The organism is uncultured Anaerobiospirillum sp., assembly GCF_902485895.1.
Lineage (GTDB): Bacteria > Pseudomonadota > Gammaproteobacteria > Enterobacterales > Succinivibrionaceae > Anaerobiospirillum > Anaerobiospirillum succiniciproducens.
Map to the genome: position 1 here is coordinate 16,714 of NZ_CABTML010000074.1, position 15,031 is coordinate 31,744.

Annotated in this window: 10 protein-coding genes; 6 read left to right on the forward strand and 4 right to left on the reverse strand. The window is 42.6% G+C overall.

Features of this window, described 5'->3' with window-relative positions; translation table 11 throughout:
* Nucleotides 1-13: 13 nt before the first annotated feature.
* The 5 genes from RDO37_RS06350 (at nt 14) to RDO37_RS06370 (ending at nt 8,261) form a co-directional block, all read left to right on the forward strand.
* Nucleotides 14-1,330 (forward strand): chorismate-binding protein, encoded by a 1,317-nt coding sequence (locus tag RDO37_RS06350; protein WP_308498480.1) that lies wholly within the window; start codon nt 14-16, stop codon nt 1,328-1,330.
* A gap of 308 nt (nt 1,331-1,638) precedes the next feature.
* Entirely contained in the window at nt 1,639-3,648 is a 2,010-nt protein-coding gene (gene menD, locus RDO37_RS06355; RefSeq protein WP_308498481.1) for a 2-succinyl-5-enolpyruvyl-6-hydroxy-3-cyclohexene-1-carboxylic-acid synthase, read from the forward strand.
* A gap of 320 nt (nt 3,649-3,968) precedes the next feature.
* On the forward strand, nt 3,969-4,793 hold the full coding sequence (gene menB, locus RDO37_RS06360; RefSeq protein ID WP_308498482.1) for a 1,4-dihydroxy-2-naphthoyl-CoA synthase: 825 nt from the start codon (nt 3,969-3,971) through the stop codon (nt 4,791-4,793).
* 471 nt (nt 4,794-5,264) lie between these two features.
* Entirely contained in the window at nt 5,265-6,539 is a 1,275-nt protein-coding gene (locus RDO37_RS06365) for an o-succinylbenzoate synthase (protein ID WP_308498483.1), read from the forward strand.
* A 408-nt stretch (nt 6,540-6,947) separates the two neighbouring features.
* The gene (locus RDO37_RS06370) at nt 6,948-8,261 is read left to right on the forward strand and encodes an AMP-binding protein (protein ID WP_308498484.1); all 1,314 of its coding nucleotides are present in this window, start codon (nt 6,948-6,950) and stop codon (nt 8,259-8,261) included.
* 57 nt (nt 8,262-8,318) lie between these two features.
* Here the strand turns inward: RDO37_RS06370 and RDO37_RS06375 are convergent, their stop codons facing one another.
* The 4 genes from RDO37_RS06375 to RDO37_RS06390 are packed head-to-tail and all read right to left on the reverse strand — an operon-like array spanning nt 8,319 to nt 13,451.
* Nucleotides 8,319-9,416: a radical SAM/SPASM domain-containing protein gene (locus RDO37_RS06375; protein WP_308498485.1), complete on the reverse strand. Its 1,098-nt coding sequence runs from the start codon at nt 9,414-9,416 to the stop codon at nt 8,319-8,321.
* Nucleotides 9,417-9,419: 3 nt separating this feature from the next.
* Nucleotides 9,420-10,205, reverse strand: a complete 786-nt coding sequence (locus RDO37_RS06380; RefSeq protein ID WP_308498486.1) for a sulfite exporter TauE/SafE family protein — start codon at nt 10,203-10,205, stop codon at nt 9,420-9,422.
* Between the two features lie 17 nt (nt 10,206-10,222).
* On the reverse strand, nt 10,223-11,740 hold the full coding sequence (locus tag RDO37_RS06385) for a sulfatase-like hydrolase/transferase (RefSeq protein WP_308498487.1): 1,518 nt from the start codon (nt 11,738-11,740) through the stop codon (nt 10,223-10,225).
* Nucleotides 11,733-13,451 carry a solute:sodium symporter family transporter gene (locus RDO37_RS06390; RefSeq protein WP_308498488.1) on the reverse strand — a complete coding sequence of 573 codons (1,719 nt, stop codon included), beginning with the start codon at nt 13,449-13,451 and terminating at the stop codon, nt 11,733-11,735. Before RDO37_RS06390 ends, RDO37_RS06385 begins: the two co-directional genes overlap by 8 nt.
* A gap of 153 nt (nt 13,452-13,604) precedes the next feature.
* On the opposite strand from RDO37_RS06390, the gene RDO37_RS06395 reads away from it, so the two are divergent.
* Nucleotides 13,605-14,480 carry an AraC family transcriptional regulator gene (locus RDO37_RS06395; RefSeq protein WP_308498489.1) on the forward strand — a complete coding sequence of 292 codons (876 nt, stop codon included), beginning with the start codon at nt 13,605-13,607 and terminating at the stop codon, nt 14,478-14,480.
* Nucleotides 14,481-15,031: the final 551 nt, after the last annotated feature.

Genomic DNA, 15,031 nt, shown 5'->3' on the forward strand with positions numbered 1-15,031 from the left:
TTGTGAGGTTAATGTGGCTGAACCACGTGTTTTATTAGCTTGCGATGAAGTCTTAGATGATCTGGTGCAAAACAAAGTACCATTCGTGCTTTATCGTTTGCCAGAGAGCAAAGAACCACGTCTGATTGTGCAGCGTGGCAACGATGTTCAGTCAATCACTGACTTTAAAGATTTAAGCACTGCCTCTGGCTTTTTGATGGCTCCTTTTGCCATCTCTGAGCGCAATCCGATGGTTGTCATCCGCGCCGATGAGTCACTTAATGGTGATACTGAGATTATTGAGTACTTACTTGAGCGCCACGCTAAGTTGGATACAAAGACTGCAGCGATTCATGGTGACAAACTCTGCTTTAAAGAGCGCGTTGAAGACAATGACGTTGTCTTTAAGCGTTATGAAGAAGTTTTTAATAGATTTAGCAGTGCGCTTAAAGATCGCCTCTTTGATAAGCTCGTGCTCTCACGTTGTGAGAAGTATGCTTACGCTCCATTTGGCTTATTCTCATCATTTGCTAAAGCCTGTGCCTTATATCCAAATATGACTGTCTCGGTAGTAAATTCTGAGCCAACGGGCACTTGGTTTGGTGCAACTCCTGAAATCCTTCTTAAAGGCGATGGCCGTGAGTTTAGAACCATGTCCTTAGCTGGTACCATGAACTTAGCATGCTATCGCGAGGAGCTCAGGCAAAAGCTTGGTCTTGAAAATTCTGCTTGCTCTGAAAGCACTTCAAAGTGCAAGGTAAGTGCAGCTTTAGTTGAGTACGGCTTAAATTGCCAAGACGTAGCTAGCGCTATTCCTTCATTAAGCGATTGGTCAGCTAAAGATGTCGAAGAGCAAGGCTATGTAACCTCCTATATTGAGGAGGTCTTAAGTCGCTACTCCGATAGTATTGAAAAGTCTGGACCTAAGAGTGCAGCTGCTGGCCCTGTATGCCACCTTAAGACTGACTTTACCTTTAGCATTGCCAATCAACAATGCTTAGGCGAGATTATAGGTGCACTGCATCCGACACCTGCAGTATGTGGATTGCCAAAGCTTGAGGCATATAAATTCATTCAAGAAAATGAAGGCTATGATCGTGCCTACTATGCCGGCATGTTAGGCCCTCTTAATATGGATGGACAAAGTGCCTTGTACGTAAACTTACGCTGCATGCAGCTAAGTAAAGATGATACTTGTCCAAGCAAGACCATTGCCTCTTGCTACATTGGCGGCGGCATCTTACGTCAGTCTGACCTTAACTCAGAGTTCAAAGAGGGTTCAAACAAGGTAGCTACCATCTTATCTGCAGTTAATGACGATCGCTATCAGGATGCTCTTAAAAACTCTTAGTCCATTTGATTTGAAATCAACTGTCATTGTGCTTACGATTTAGCCTTTTTCATGACTCTTTAGCTTGCGCATAAAGCTTGAGTATTGCTCGTGGCTCTTTAGCTTGTGCATAAAGTTTGAGTCTTACTCGTGGCTCTTTAGTTTGCTCTATAAGCTAGAGCCTCATTTACACGCACTTCCTGGCAATTTTATGCGTGTGATGTGAGATTATTGAGGCTATGGCGTATCATAACCATCAACTTAATCACTGTAAGTACAGTGCATAAGCAATCCATGTGAAAACATGGTTTAGCTATACGGAGATCTACATGTACTCAAATAAGCAAAACGTATTGCAGCTGGTGGCATTGATGCGTAGCCACGGCGTTAAAAAATGTGTTCTGTGTCCTGGCAGCCGTGACATTCCTTTAGTGCAATCGATTTTGCAATGTCCTGACTTTGAGACATACTCGATCACCGATGAGCGTTCAGCAGGTTTCTTTGCTATTGGCCTGAGCTTGCAAACTGACTGTAAAGAAGCAGTTGCTGTGGTGGTTACCTCTGGCAGTGCTCTTTTGGGTTTGCATGCTGCTGTCTCTGAGGCCTTCTATCAAAATGTGCCTCTGCTAGTGATTTCTGCAGATCGTCCAGCTGCATGGATTGGTCAGATGGACGGCCAAACTCTGCCACAAGAAAATGTCTTTAAGACTTTAGTAAAGAAGTCAGTAGGCTTAGTTGAAGTGCAGTCTGATGAAGATCGCTGGTTCAATAACCGCATGATCAACGAGGCTCTGCTATCTCTTAATCATCATGGCTTAGGCCCAGTGCATATCAATGTGCCGATCTCTGATCCTTTCTTTGAGTTTTCTACTCCAGACTTACCTGATGAGCGCGTAATTACTCGCTTTAATCTTGAAAACTTCAAGTACATTGAGAACTTTGAAAAAGGCCCTCAAGCTTTTGACATTGAAGTTGATGATCCTAATCTGTCGTTATTTGATAACAATGCAGTTCATCTTGCGAAAACTATTAATAAGTTTGAGCGCATCATGCTGGTAGTTGGTCAGTCTGTTGACGGCATTAAAACCTTTGATAGAAAAGTTGAGCTTACTGGACCATTGGGCTGGCTTGAAAGACAAACAGCAATCATGTGTGAAAGCATAGCTAACATGCCTAGAAAGATGGACACCATAAGCATGCCGGATATGATGATCGCACACTGCCTCACTGAGGAAGGTGAGTATTTAGAGGAATTTCCTGGCACAGCTATTGATACTTGTCCAGAACTAGTTATCACTATTGGTGGTCACATTATTTCTAAGCAACTCAAGAAGTTTTTACGAGCTTCTAATCCACCTTACCACATCCATGTAAGTGCAGGTGGTGAAGTAGTCGATCTCTTTAAGAGTTTGACTACAGTTGTTGAAATGGAGCCAGCAAATTTCCTAGACATACTGACTCGTGCTTGCGCAATTGAAGGCATTGCTCATGAAATTTATCTAGGTAAAAGGCTAGATCCAGTAAAACACGAAGAGATTGACTCCTTGGACTTGGATGGAGATAACATTATAGATCAGATGATGTACACTGCCTCAATGTCAGTCTGCACACATGTTATGGATAAGCCTGATTTCAGTTACTCACACATGCAGGCTATGCAACTATTGTTAGAACAGATTCCTGCAAAAAGCATTGTGCATTTGGCAAACAGCTCTACTGTACGTTATGCGCAATTATTCAATAATCCTTTTGAGGAGGACGTTATTGATAAGCGCATTAAAGTGATGTCTAATCGAGGCGTTAACGGTATCGAGGGATCATTATCTACAGCCATTGGCTATGCTGCAGCATCAGATAAGCTTAACTTTATCGTAATTGGCGATCTTAGCTTCTTCTACGATATGAATGCACTATGGAATGACTATGTTGGCAATAACGTACGTATTGTTCTTCTGAACAATGGCGGTGGCGAGATTTTCCATGCTCTTCCTGGTCTTAAGCTGTCTGATAAAGAAAAGAAGTACGTTACTGCGCAACATAAGACCAATGCTCAAGCATGGGCTGAAAGCCGTGGCTTTACATATCATTTAGCCAAAAATACTACCTCTTTGAACAAAGCTATTAACGCTATTTGTTCTAAATCAAAACTGAAAGCACCGCAGTTTGTAGAAGTAATTACTGAAGCTCAAAGCGATGCTGCAATGCTCAAGGAGTGTTTATCTGAGTGCAAAGAGACAACGCAATATGATCTTGGTGCACATATTGTGCGAGAGCTCCAAAGCATACAACGTGATATACAAATGATCAGGCAAATTAACAGGTTACAAAACTTTGACTAATGGTTAAGCACTTCAAGTGCAACAGGTTATCTAAGATAGCTACCACCATTAGGTCGCTATATACTACCGACAAGGTCTAGACAAGCTAACTTACCTTTTCAAAGTTGAGTAGCTAAATGCGTTGTGATTGGTTGCTAAAATAAGCCGCTGCTGGAGCAATGCTTAAAAGTTAGCTAAGTTAAGAATGTTTATTTCCTAAGCTCAATAATGTGTTTTTAGCACTTTGTGTGCATTGGCTTATTTATAAGCACCGCCTTTTCTTATTTATAAGCACCACCTTAGGAATAAGAATTTCATTTTATTCATTAGAGAAGATTTATATGTCTGAAAAGAGAGAATGGAAGACCATCAAAGAGTATGAGGACATTTTGTTCGAGTTCTTTGAGGGTATCGCCAAGATCACCATTAATCGTCCTCGTTACCGCAATGCTTTCACTCCTACCACTACCACTGAGATCTCCGATGCTCTGTACTACTGCCGTGAGTGCCAGGACATTAACGTGATCGTGTTAACCGGTGCTGGTGACAAGGCATTCTGCTCTGGTGGTGACATGAACGTTAAGGGTCATGGCGGCTATGTGGGCAAGGATGGCGTACCACGTCTTAACGTTTTAGATGTGCAAAAGCAAATTCGCTCCATGCCAAAGCCAGTTATCGCTATGGTTAATGGCTTTGCTATTGGTGGTGGTCACGTACTGCACGTAGTTTGCGATCTCTCTATTGCATCTGACAATGCTATCTTTGGTCAGACTGGTCCACGTGTTGGTAGCTTTGATGCTGGCTTCGGTTCTTCATACTTAGCTCGTTGCGTTGGCCAAAAGAAGGCTCGTGAGATCTGGTTCATGTGCCGTCAGTACAATGCTCAAGAAGCATTAGAGATGGGCTTAGTTAACAAGGTAGTTCCATTTGACAAGCTTGAAGATGAGGTTGTTGAGTGGGCTAAGACCATGATGTTACACAGCCCTCTGGCACTGCGTATGATCAAGGCTGGTCTGAACGCTGAGCTTGATGGTCAGGCAGGTATTCAGGAGCTTGCTGGCGACGCTACCATGCTCTACTACATGACCGAAGAGGCTCAAGAGGGTGGCAAGGCATTCTTAGAGAAGCGTAAGCCAGATTGGTCTAAGTACCCTAAGTTCCCTTAAAAAATATCATGCTAAGCTAAGGCACTCATGCTCATACAGATTAGTGTACTCAGCATGATTCCTTTGTAGCAGATGATCATGCAAGCTTAAGCCTAGACGTACCATAGATTTTCTAGATCTTGGTAGTCTGACTTAAGATAAATAAACAGGTGCGTCTTCGGACGCACTTTGTGTTTTGGGGCAAATATAACTACTAGCGCCTGGTTTTACAGATGCGGTTTTGTATGAGCGCTTGCTAGTAGTGCTTAGAGGCGTGCCTACACAGACAGGTACTTTAGTGCTTAGATGAGTACCTGCAAAGGCAGGTACTTTAGTGCTGAGCCTCGTTCATAGTGTTGTGCTCAAAGTGGTCTTGGATAGGCAAACGCATGGGCGGTGAAAAAGTTTGAGCATTTGATTTGCACTTGATGCGATGCTTGGCTTAACTGGCGGTATACTTGGTCATCACGTTTTTCTAGCTAGGGTGAAGTGATGTCTTATAAATTATCAGGCGATCTGTACCGCTACGACCTTAAGTTTAAAGAACCAGCCATGACCTCACGTGGAACTTACTACACTCATACCGTGTGGTATCCAACCATTAGATTTGAGGATAAGGTGGCCATTGGTGAATGTGCGCCTTTGCCTGATTTAAGTTGCGACTTCCTTTGCGGTGGCAACACTGAAGAGGAGCGTACCGTCTCTTATGAGTCTAAGCTCAAAGAGCTCTTTGCAGCTTTGTTTAAAAGTATTCCTAACCACGCCTCAGCTACCGAGATACTTGCATTTGAGCCAGATTTAAGCGCTTTTAGAAATTGCCCATCTGCCATGTTTGGCGCTGAGACTTTAATTGCGCACTTAAAGAGCTTAATTGGCATCAGTGAGGCCAATAAAGCTGCAGCTGCAGCCGGATTTAGCGCCAAAACTGTTGCTGCAGGTGCGTCTCATTATGGATCAGTAAGCTCAGCTATTAGGCCAGATCTGATGCTCTGGGATAGTCCTTTTAGTCGTAATGAACAAGGCATTTACATTAATGGTCTTATCTGGATGGGCGACTTTGAGACCATGGGCGCTCGGATTAAGAGCAAGCTTGAAGAAGGCTTTAGATGCATCAAGCTCAAGATCGGAGCTATTGATTTTGATAAAGAGCTTGCTTTGCTAGATTACATTCGTCAAAGATTTAGCCCACAAGAGCTCGAACTACGTGTAGATGCTAACGGCGCTTTTACTCCTGAAGAGGCACCTGCCAAGCTTGAAGAGTTAAGCAAATTCACCTTGCACTCTATAGAGCAGCCAATTAAGGCTGGACAATACGAGGCCATGGCAAAACTGTGTGCTAACACTCCAATTCCAATCGGTCTTGATGAGGAGATGATTGGTATTAATGATCTTGAGCAAAAGAAGATCATGCTAGATACCATCAAACCTCAATACTTAGTAATTAAGCCAAGTTTGCACGGTGGTCTTCAGGGCACTCAAGAGTGGTTAATTCTCGCCAAAGAGCATGGCATCAAGTGCTGGCTAACCTCAGCTTTAGAGTCCACCATTGGACTTAATGCTATTGCGCAGTGGGTAGCTATGCTTAATCCATCCATGCCACAAGGTCTAGGTACTGGAGCTTTGTATACCAATAACTTAGCCACCCCAATGTATATTAAGGACGCTAAGCTCAATTGTGATCTTAATATGGATGAAGTCGCTAACTACTCAGACTACCTAAGTGAGATCTTGCAAAAAGAGGCCAGCCACATCGCCTCCTTTAACTAAACAGATCTTATAAGGCACTTGCACTGATCGTATTTTGTCTCAAGGCTACGGTCAGTCGCGCCATAGGCTCAAGCAGCGCAGTACACATAAGCTCACAATCTACATAAGCATGCAATCAACATAAGCAGCAGCCTAAACAAGCTTGCAATCTACATAAGCAGCAACCAACATAAGCAAGCGGCAATCGACAAAATACTGCCGTATGGCTATGCAGCCGTAGAGAAAGCTGCGTAAGCATCACTACGACGCTTTCAGTCGCCGTACATGAGTAAAAGTAGCGAAGCTTAGCAAGTTGTAGTTAAAGTGAGCTATAGGCTGCGCTGCTTTTGCAATGGTATGGCAATCATTACGTATTAGCTTTTACTAAAGCCACTTTATGATGGTGGTATCAAAGAACGGGGCGCAAAGATGGATTTTGTTAGAGATCGTCAGGTACAAAGCATCACAATTAACGGCACTACTTATAGCGCTGAACAGTGTAGAGTTCCTGAGGGTATGACCATCTCTATGCTGCATCAGACTATGCTTGAGCAGCATGGTGACAAGAGCTTTTTAGTCGATGTTGCCAAGTTCTTAGAGGAGTGGTTTAACTCAAGCGATCTTCTGCAGGTGCAAACGAGCGGCTCGACTGGTACGCCTAAAAAGCTCATGGTAGAAAAAGAGCGCATGATGAACTCTGCATGCATGACTTTGTCATTTTTGGGTCTTAAAGCAGGTGATGGCGCTTTATTATGTATGCCACTTGCCTATATTGCAGGAAAGATGGTGGTCGTACGCTCCTTAGTTGGTCGCTTAAATCTGTGTGTGACAGAGCCAAGCTCTAATCCAATGAAAGCTTGGTATGAACAAGAGCTCTCTCAAGGTAAGAGCGCAAGTAATATCGTGGTGCCAACTTTTGCGGCAATGATTCCTATGCAGGTTTATAACTGTGTAAGAGACCCACTCTCAGATAAGTTACTCCGTCAAGTTCGCGAGCTGATTATTGGTGGTGGTGCGGTTGATGCCGATTTAGGCTCTCGCCTCAATGACTATCCAAATCATGTGTGGAGCACTTACGGCATGACCGAAACGCTCTCCCACATCGCGCTGCGCCGTATCAACCAAGTAAGCTTAGATAAGAGTTCCGCATCTTCAATAGACAAAAGCAATACAGAGTCTTTTGCAAAGACAGAGCCTAGCTTGGTTAATGAGCATGCTAGCGATTATGAAGATGATGGCAGCTCTTGGTATGAGCCTTTTGAGGGAGTAAAGCTTAGTCTTTCAGACAAGGGCGGCTTAGTGATAGATGCTCAGTCGGTGTGCGCTGAGCCACTAATTACTAACGACGTAGTGGTGTTTAATGAGCAGGGGCATTTCAAGGTGATTGGCAGACTTGATAATGTCATTAACTCAGGTGGCGTTAAGGTACAGATTGAGACAGTTGAAAAGCAGCTTAATGCAGCTATTGAAGACTTTGCAAAAGCAGACGCACAAAGTGCTCTTGCTCAATTGCAATGCATGATTACCTCAAAGAGCGATGAGAAGTTTGGACAGATCGTAGTGCTGCTCTATACCTTCAAAGATGGTGTTAAGCATGAGATCACTGATGATCAATGGTCTACACTCTTTTTAAAACTCCATCGCTACCACGTCCCAAAGCTTAAGCTCTATGTGCAGAGCTTGCCTTTAACTGGTACGGGCAAACCAGATCGTGCCAATGCCAAGAAGATCGCTGCAGCCTAGCTTGCAAGTCTCAAGCATACTTTTGCGATACCAAGAAATTGTTGAGAGTCACGAAGCTTAACGAATTTTGCGCACTACATCTTCGATCATGGCTAGATGCTTTTGGTTAAGGGACTTAAAGCTCTTGCACAGGAAAGAGCGATCGTCATGGCCGCGATTACGCTGGCAGCCGCCTTTGCAAACACGATAAAAATTGCATGTTGAGCAACCATCGCGCTTAGCCTCGTAAGAGAGAAACGAGTTTAGAACGTATTCATTGAGATTAACGATACCGTTTTGCACTGTGCCAAGCTTGTATTTGTCGATGACATAGAAGTCGCAAGGATAGATGCTGCCATCTGATTCAATAACGTTTTGGTTAGAGCAGTGGCCTTGCATATCGCAGCTTTGACAAGAACCATACATGATGTTGGTGAAGAGATCTTCAATATGTCGAATACTGATCACTGTGCCATGAGTAAAGTATTCATACCAGGTCTCTAACGAGTCAACATAGAACTTTGCGTACTTTGCATCATCAATGTAGATCTCTTTTTTATCAAAAGGAGCAATGGCAGGGATGAACTGTAAGTTTAAGATGTCTTGTGAGACAAAGAAATCTATAAGCTCTTTAGCCTTGTCGTAGGTTTTAGTCGTGACTACGCACAGGGCATTAAAGCTAATCTCATAATCTTTTAAAATCTTGATAGATTGCATGACACGATCAAAGGTACCATTTTGACCATGAAGACGGTTGAGATCGTGGTACTCACGAGGGCCATCTACAGAGACACCAACTAAGAAATCACCTTCTTTAAAGATTTTGGCAAACTCTTCATTGAGCTTGAATGCCGAAGTCTGAATAGAAGAGATGATCTGAAAGTTTGGGTTATCCTTTCTCCTACGCGCTAGCACCTCTTGGCACTTTTGATTGTAGTGCTTAAAGAAATCTACTCCAGAGAGTAGTGGCTCACCACCTTGGAATAAAAAGGTGGTGGAGTCTGTGGCCTCATTAGTGTAGCTCTCGATAATGCTATCTAAGGTCTCGTATGTCATTAACTTATGGCTGTATACCTCGCGATTGGAGGCAACGTCTTTGTAAAAGCAGTATTTGCAATCCAAATTACATAGTGAGGAAGCAGGCTTTATCAAAGCAAAGTTATTTTTAATGGCCATAATTTAGTCCATGGACATAATTAGATTAGATACGTTCATACACAAGACCACCAGCATAGTGGCACTTAGGATGATAGAGATAGCTCTATCATTAAGTCTCTTGTAAATACACTGTCCGACTATGCCTCCTGCAATAGCAGTTGGGACAATAGCGAGCAAATATGACAGCGGATAAGTGCTGATATCTTGAGTGAGCAAGATATTTATGAGCTGCGTGCCTTGGGCAAAGAAGATTGTGGCAATAGAGTAGGCCACTGAAAGCTTGAGACTAAAGCCAAAGAGTAAGGTGTACAAGGCTACATTTAAAGGCCCGCCACCAATACTCAAGAATGATGAAACAAAACCTAACAAAAAGCCTATTATGAACATCATAAGCTTGGATTTTAGGTGCAAAGACTTAAATTTCTTGTAGCAAGTGAAGTATGTGATGAGAAAAACGACAATCACACACAAGGCAATAGACTGAATAGATTTTAAGTTGTTGCTGTCGATATAGTCAAAAAGATAGTAGAAGACCTCATTGCCCACAAAACCGCCCATAATAGACGATAGAGCAATGATCAAAAGAATGGGCTTATCAAACTTTTCAGCCTTGCCTCTCAGGCGCTTTAAAGATGAGTAGAGCGCCATGAAGAAAACTGCGTTAGCTGACAGAAAAGAAATGATGTTTAGCTCATCCTGATTAAGAAGATCAAAGGCAGGCTTAATAATAATGCCGCCACCAATGCCAGCGCTAGCGCCTAGCGTAGTGGCGACAAAAACTATTAAGGTATAAAAAGCTAAAAACATGTGAGACTCAACAAGAGTTAGTTCTTTTCATCCTTAGTGGTCTTTAAGCGTGTAGCTTCAGTAAACACGAGACCGGTATCGTAGTCACGTAAAGGTGGCTCGAGATTGCCATTGTCTCTTTGTCTAGTGTAGCCATCGTTTTCCCAACAAGGCTGTTTGTCTTTGCGCCATGGACGACAAGCCCATTGATAGCCTCTAAAGGAGTCACGTGTCTTGTTCATACGATCAAGCAGAATATCGTGAACCTTGTTTCTAGCTTCAGCGTAGCTTTCGTCATTGATGAGATTATTGACCTCATAAGGATCGTTCTTGAGATCGTAGAACTCATCTGTATCGCAAAGGTGAACTACTAATTTGTAATCCTCAGTAGTGACTGCACGCATCATCTGCAAGCCACCAAAGCCATCATGATCTTGCTCATAGCGAGTAAACTCAGTAAAGACAGCCTCATTGATAGCAAGATCAGGATCTTCAAATTGTTTGAGCATGGACTTGCCTTCCATGATCTTTGGTACTTCAAGACCAAAGTAATCCATGATGGTTGGGCAAATGTCGATATGCGATGCCACTCTCTTGCAAACGGCTCCTTTAGCGCCGCCCTTGACGATGAGTGGGATGTTAGCAATTTCTTTATAGCAAGCTGCATTCTTCATCTGCAGACGGTGGTTTCCTAGCATATCACCGTGATCTGAGGTAAAGATAACTAAAGCATCCTTATACTTCTTGTTGATAACCTCTAAGAGTTTGCCTACTTGATGGTCAACAAAGCTATTACAGCCTAAGAATAAGGCTAGGTTTCTAGACGGCTTGTTAAGCTCTGCTGCACTCTTGTGCAGGCCATCTTTAGCCCATAGTTGCTGCATAAGCGGCTTTTTAGATAAGTCATCCTCAAAATTTGGATTGTCTGGCCACTTAAAACCTTCATACATGGTGTTAAAAGGAGCAGGGCACAGACATGGGCCATGAGGCTCATCGTAAGAGACGACTAATAAGAAGTCCTCATCGACGTTTTGCTCTAAGAAAGACAAGGCTCGTTGAGTGCAGCGATAAGCATAGGTTTGCTTTTCATCAAAGCCCTCTTCAAAGGCGGTATCACATTTACGAGACTTAACTTTGTCCTCATCGGATAGCTCATCTAAGAAGCACTTCATGTCATACCAGTAGTCCTTCTCATAGCCATCAGGGCAGATACCATAGCCAAAGTAATCACCAGCATCTAAGTGCCACTTACCTATGTAGCCAGATTTGATGTGATTGTCCTGTAAGTATTGTCCGATGGTCTTAACATTTTGGCCTAATGGCAGATTATTAGTGGTAACGCCATTATTGTGCGGAGAAAGACCGGTAAATAAAGCAGAGCGAGCAGGGCCGCATACAGGCTGACAAGTGTAGGCGTTCTCATAACGAATACCATCACGAGCCAGGGCATCGAGATTTGGGGTTTTCATCTCCTTATTGCCGTAACAGCCGAGCATATCTGCTCTGGTGGTATCAGTCATGATGAAAATGACTTGTTTCTTTTCTTGATTAGACATTTTCTTTCTCCACCTTAGCTGTTGATTTGTGTTTTAGCATCACAACAAGTACTGCAGTAACGACAACGTAGATGCTAGTTATGATTAAGAAGCGAGTACCGTAATTTTCACCCTGGAAGACGATGCCGATCTTAGAGAACAGTACATATACATAGATAGTTGTAGTGACTAAGAAGGCAGATGCAGAGTTAGCCCATTTCCAAGGAGTTAGATCAACTACCTTAGCGTCATAGTCTTTATATGGAACTTCCATAGGCTTAATCTTGGAAGATACGTACATGATGATGCAGCAGCAGACAAAGAGGATGCCGTATACATGCAGATAGTGGATATCAATGTCGAGCACGAACTTATAGAGTGCATAGCAGATCATGAAGAATGCAATAGCGATCTTGGCACCAATTGGTGGTACAGACTTAGAGACGAAGCCTACAATCACTACCGCTAAGATTGGAATGTTGAAAAAGCCCATGATAGAACGCATGAAGACATACAGACCTTCAGGTGCCTTAGCGATATGTGGAGCAATTAAGATAGAGAAAACCACTAAGACAGTGCCAAATACCTTGCCAACACGAACTAACTTCTTATCGTCGATCTGAGGATTAACGATAGGCTTCCATAAGTTCAGGCAGAACATGGTAGATGCAGAATTAAGCGCACTATCGAAAGTAGAAAGTACAGCGCCAAGTAACACAGCACCAAAGAAGCCTACTAATGGCAGAGGAAGAACTTCGCGAACTAAGACTGCATAAGCCATATCTTGTTTGCCAATCTTGTCAGCAAATAAGGCGTAAGCAATGATGCCTGGAATTACTAAGATGAGTGGTACTAAGATCTTCACAAAGCCAGCATACAGAACACCCTTTTGACCCTCAGCTAAGTTTTTAGCAGCAAAGGTTCTTTGAACGATTTGCTGATTGGTTGCCCAATAGAAGGTGTTAACTAAGATAATACCAGTGAAGATAGTGGCAAAAGGAGTAGATGACTTCTCCGAGCCAATAGCATTCATCTTATCTGGATGGTTAACAATGAGGTGATCAAAACCAGCTAAGATACTGCCATCACCCAAGGTATACAGGCCAATGATTGGGATGAGTAAACCGCCTATCATTAAGCCTACACCATTAATAGTGTCGGATACAGCTACTGCCTTAAGACCGCCGAAGATTGCATACAAGCCGCCGATTACGCCTGAAAGGACAATTACGACTATAAGAGCATCATCTTCAGGGATATTTAAAAGCTCAGAGACGTTGAATAAGGAGTTCATGGCAATGCCACCTGCATAAAGCACGATAGGCAGCGTAACCAGAACTAATGAGAGCAAGAACAGACCAGTTACAATGTTGCGAGTCTGATTATCGTAGCGACGCTCTAAGAACTCAGGAACAGTAGTAAAGCCGCCCTTTAAGTAGCGTGGCAGTAGCAATAAAGCCAGAATGATCAGGGTAAAGCTTGAGGTTACCTCCCAAGACATGCAAGACAGTCCATCCTTGAAGCCGTTGCCATTAAGACCAATCAGCTGCTCTGCAGACAGATTAGTTAAGATTAAGGAACCGCAGATAACTACGCCTGATAAGCTACGACCAGCTAAGAAGTAGCCAGTATTAGTAGATAAGTTGTCTTTTCTAGTGATATACCAAGACACTAATCCAACGAGTGCAGTAAAGAAAATAAACGACCCTAAGGTCCATGCAAAGTGGCTCATAACAGATCCTCCTGAGCGTTTGTTCACTACTATTCTTTACTGATTGCTTGATTATGAGCATTGTCTAGAATGTCAAAAAACATGGACAATGTTGCTAGTGTTAACCATATGTGATGTGGGTCAAAGTTACATCTATGAGGAACTCTACTAAAAATGATCGATATTAGCGGGCATTTAAGAGACGTGAGACGTGATGTCGGTTTTTCCGATTTTGAGCGTGAACTTGTATTAAATTGTTGTGGCTACCAATTTTTCAACAAGAACAATTACTCACGTATTCGTCCTAATGGTAGATTTGATTATCTTCTTATATACCTCATATCTGGATCGGGTAGATTTCTCGTCGATGGTGAGATGAAAGAAGCAACCTCAGGAGATATCGTCATCTATAAGCCATATGAGCATCAACACTACGAGTTTTTTGAAGGCTCACAAGACTATTGGATCCACTTTACTGGTTCTCAGGCTTTAGACCACTTGCTTAGACACTTTGGTGACGATAAGTACTTTAACATCGGTACTCATCAAAACATTGCCTTCTACTTCAATAGTATTCGTGAGGAGTTACTGCTAAAAGGTAAGGACTTTGAAGAGGTCATCAATCTGCAGTTTAATATCTTGTTAAAACTTATCTCTCGCTATCGTATTGATGACAAGGCTCTCAACGAAAGACTCAACATCTTTAATCATCTCATTTTGACTTTGAATGATACTTATCATGATGATTGGGATGTAGATAAGATGGCAAGCCTGTGCAACCTTTCCAAAAGTCGCTTCTTGCATCTTTTTAAAGAGCAAAAGGGTGTCTCGGCTATGCAGTATTTAATTAAGCTGCGTATTGATAAGGCTAAAGAACTCATGATTCACAGCTCCATCAGTATTCAGGATGTGGCCAAACTCGTAGGCTATAGCGACCCCTTGTACTTCTCCCGTCTCTTTAAGAAATACAATGGTTGCTCACCTCGCCAATACATTAATGCCAATATCAACGATAGTTGCGAGCAGTGCCTCCTTACCAACCCCTCCTAACCGCAGAACAATCAACCTATCAAACTTGCCAGCATGTAAGATAGCTAGCGATCCACCCACTGCGCAGAGCAAGCAAGCAAGCAAGCAAGTAAGCGAGCATGTAAGTAAGCTCGCTTGATATCGCTCCAATCAACATAGCTAGCTCATAATCAATCAATCAATCAATCAATCAATCAATCATCGACGGCTAGGTTTTAATGTAAGAAATAGCTGCAGCATCTGCCTTAAATAGCATTGCTGTATCAAAAAGATAGTTCGGCATATGACAAATGAAGGTGATTTTGGCTTATAAGCAATGGAAATTAATAGGATCAGAAGATGCGCTTATGGTCTTATGGCCATGTAAATAAGTTGTAAAGACCATATTAAGTGCAGGTCATAGAAAAAAGTTTTGAGCGTGATTTGCTTCACAAAATGCGATGTATATGCTGGTTTTTGAGGGTTATTTAAGTAGAATTGTAGATCCGCGCTTAAAAAAGTTTTAAAAAAGTGTTGACCTAAGATTTTGGATCGCTAAAATACGTCATCACTGAAACGCACTAAGCGATTCG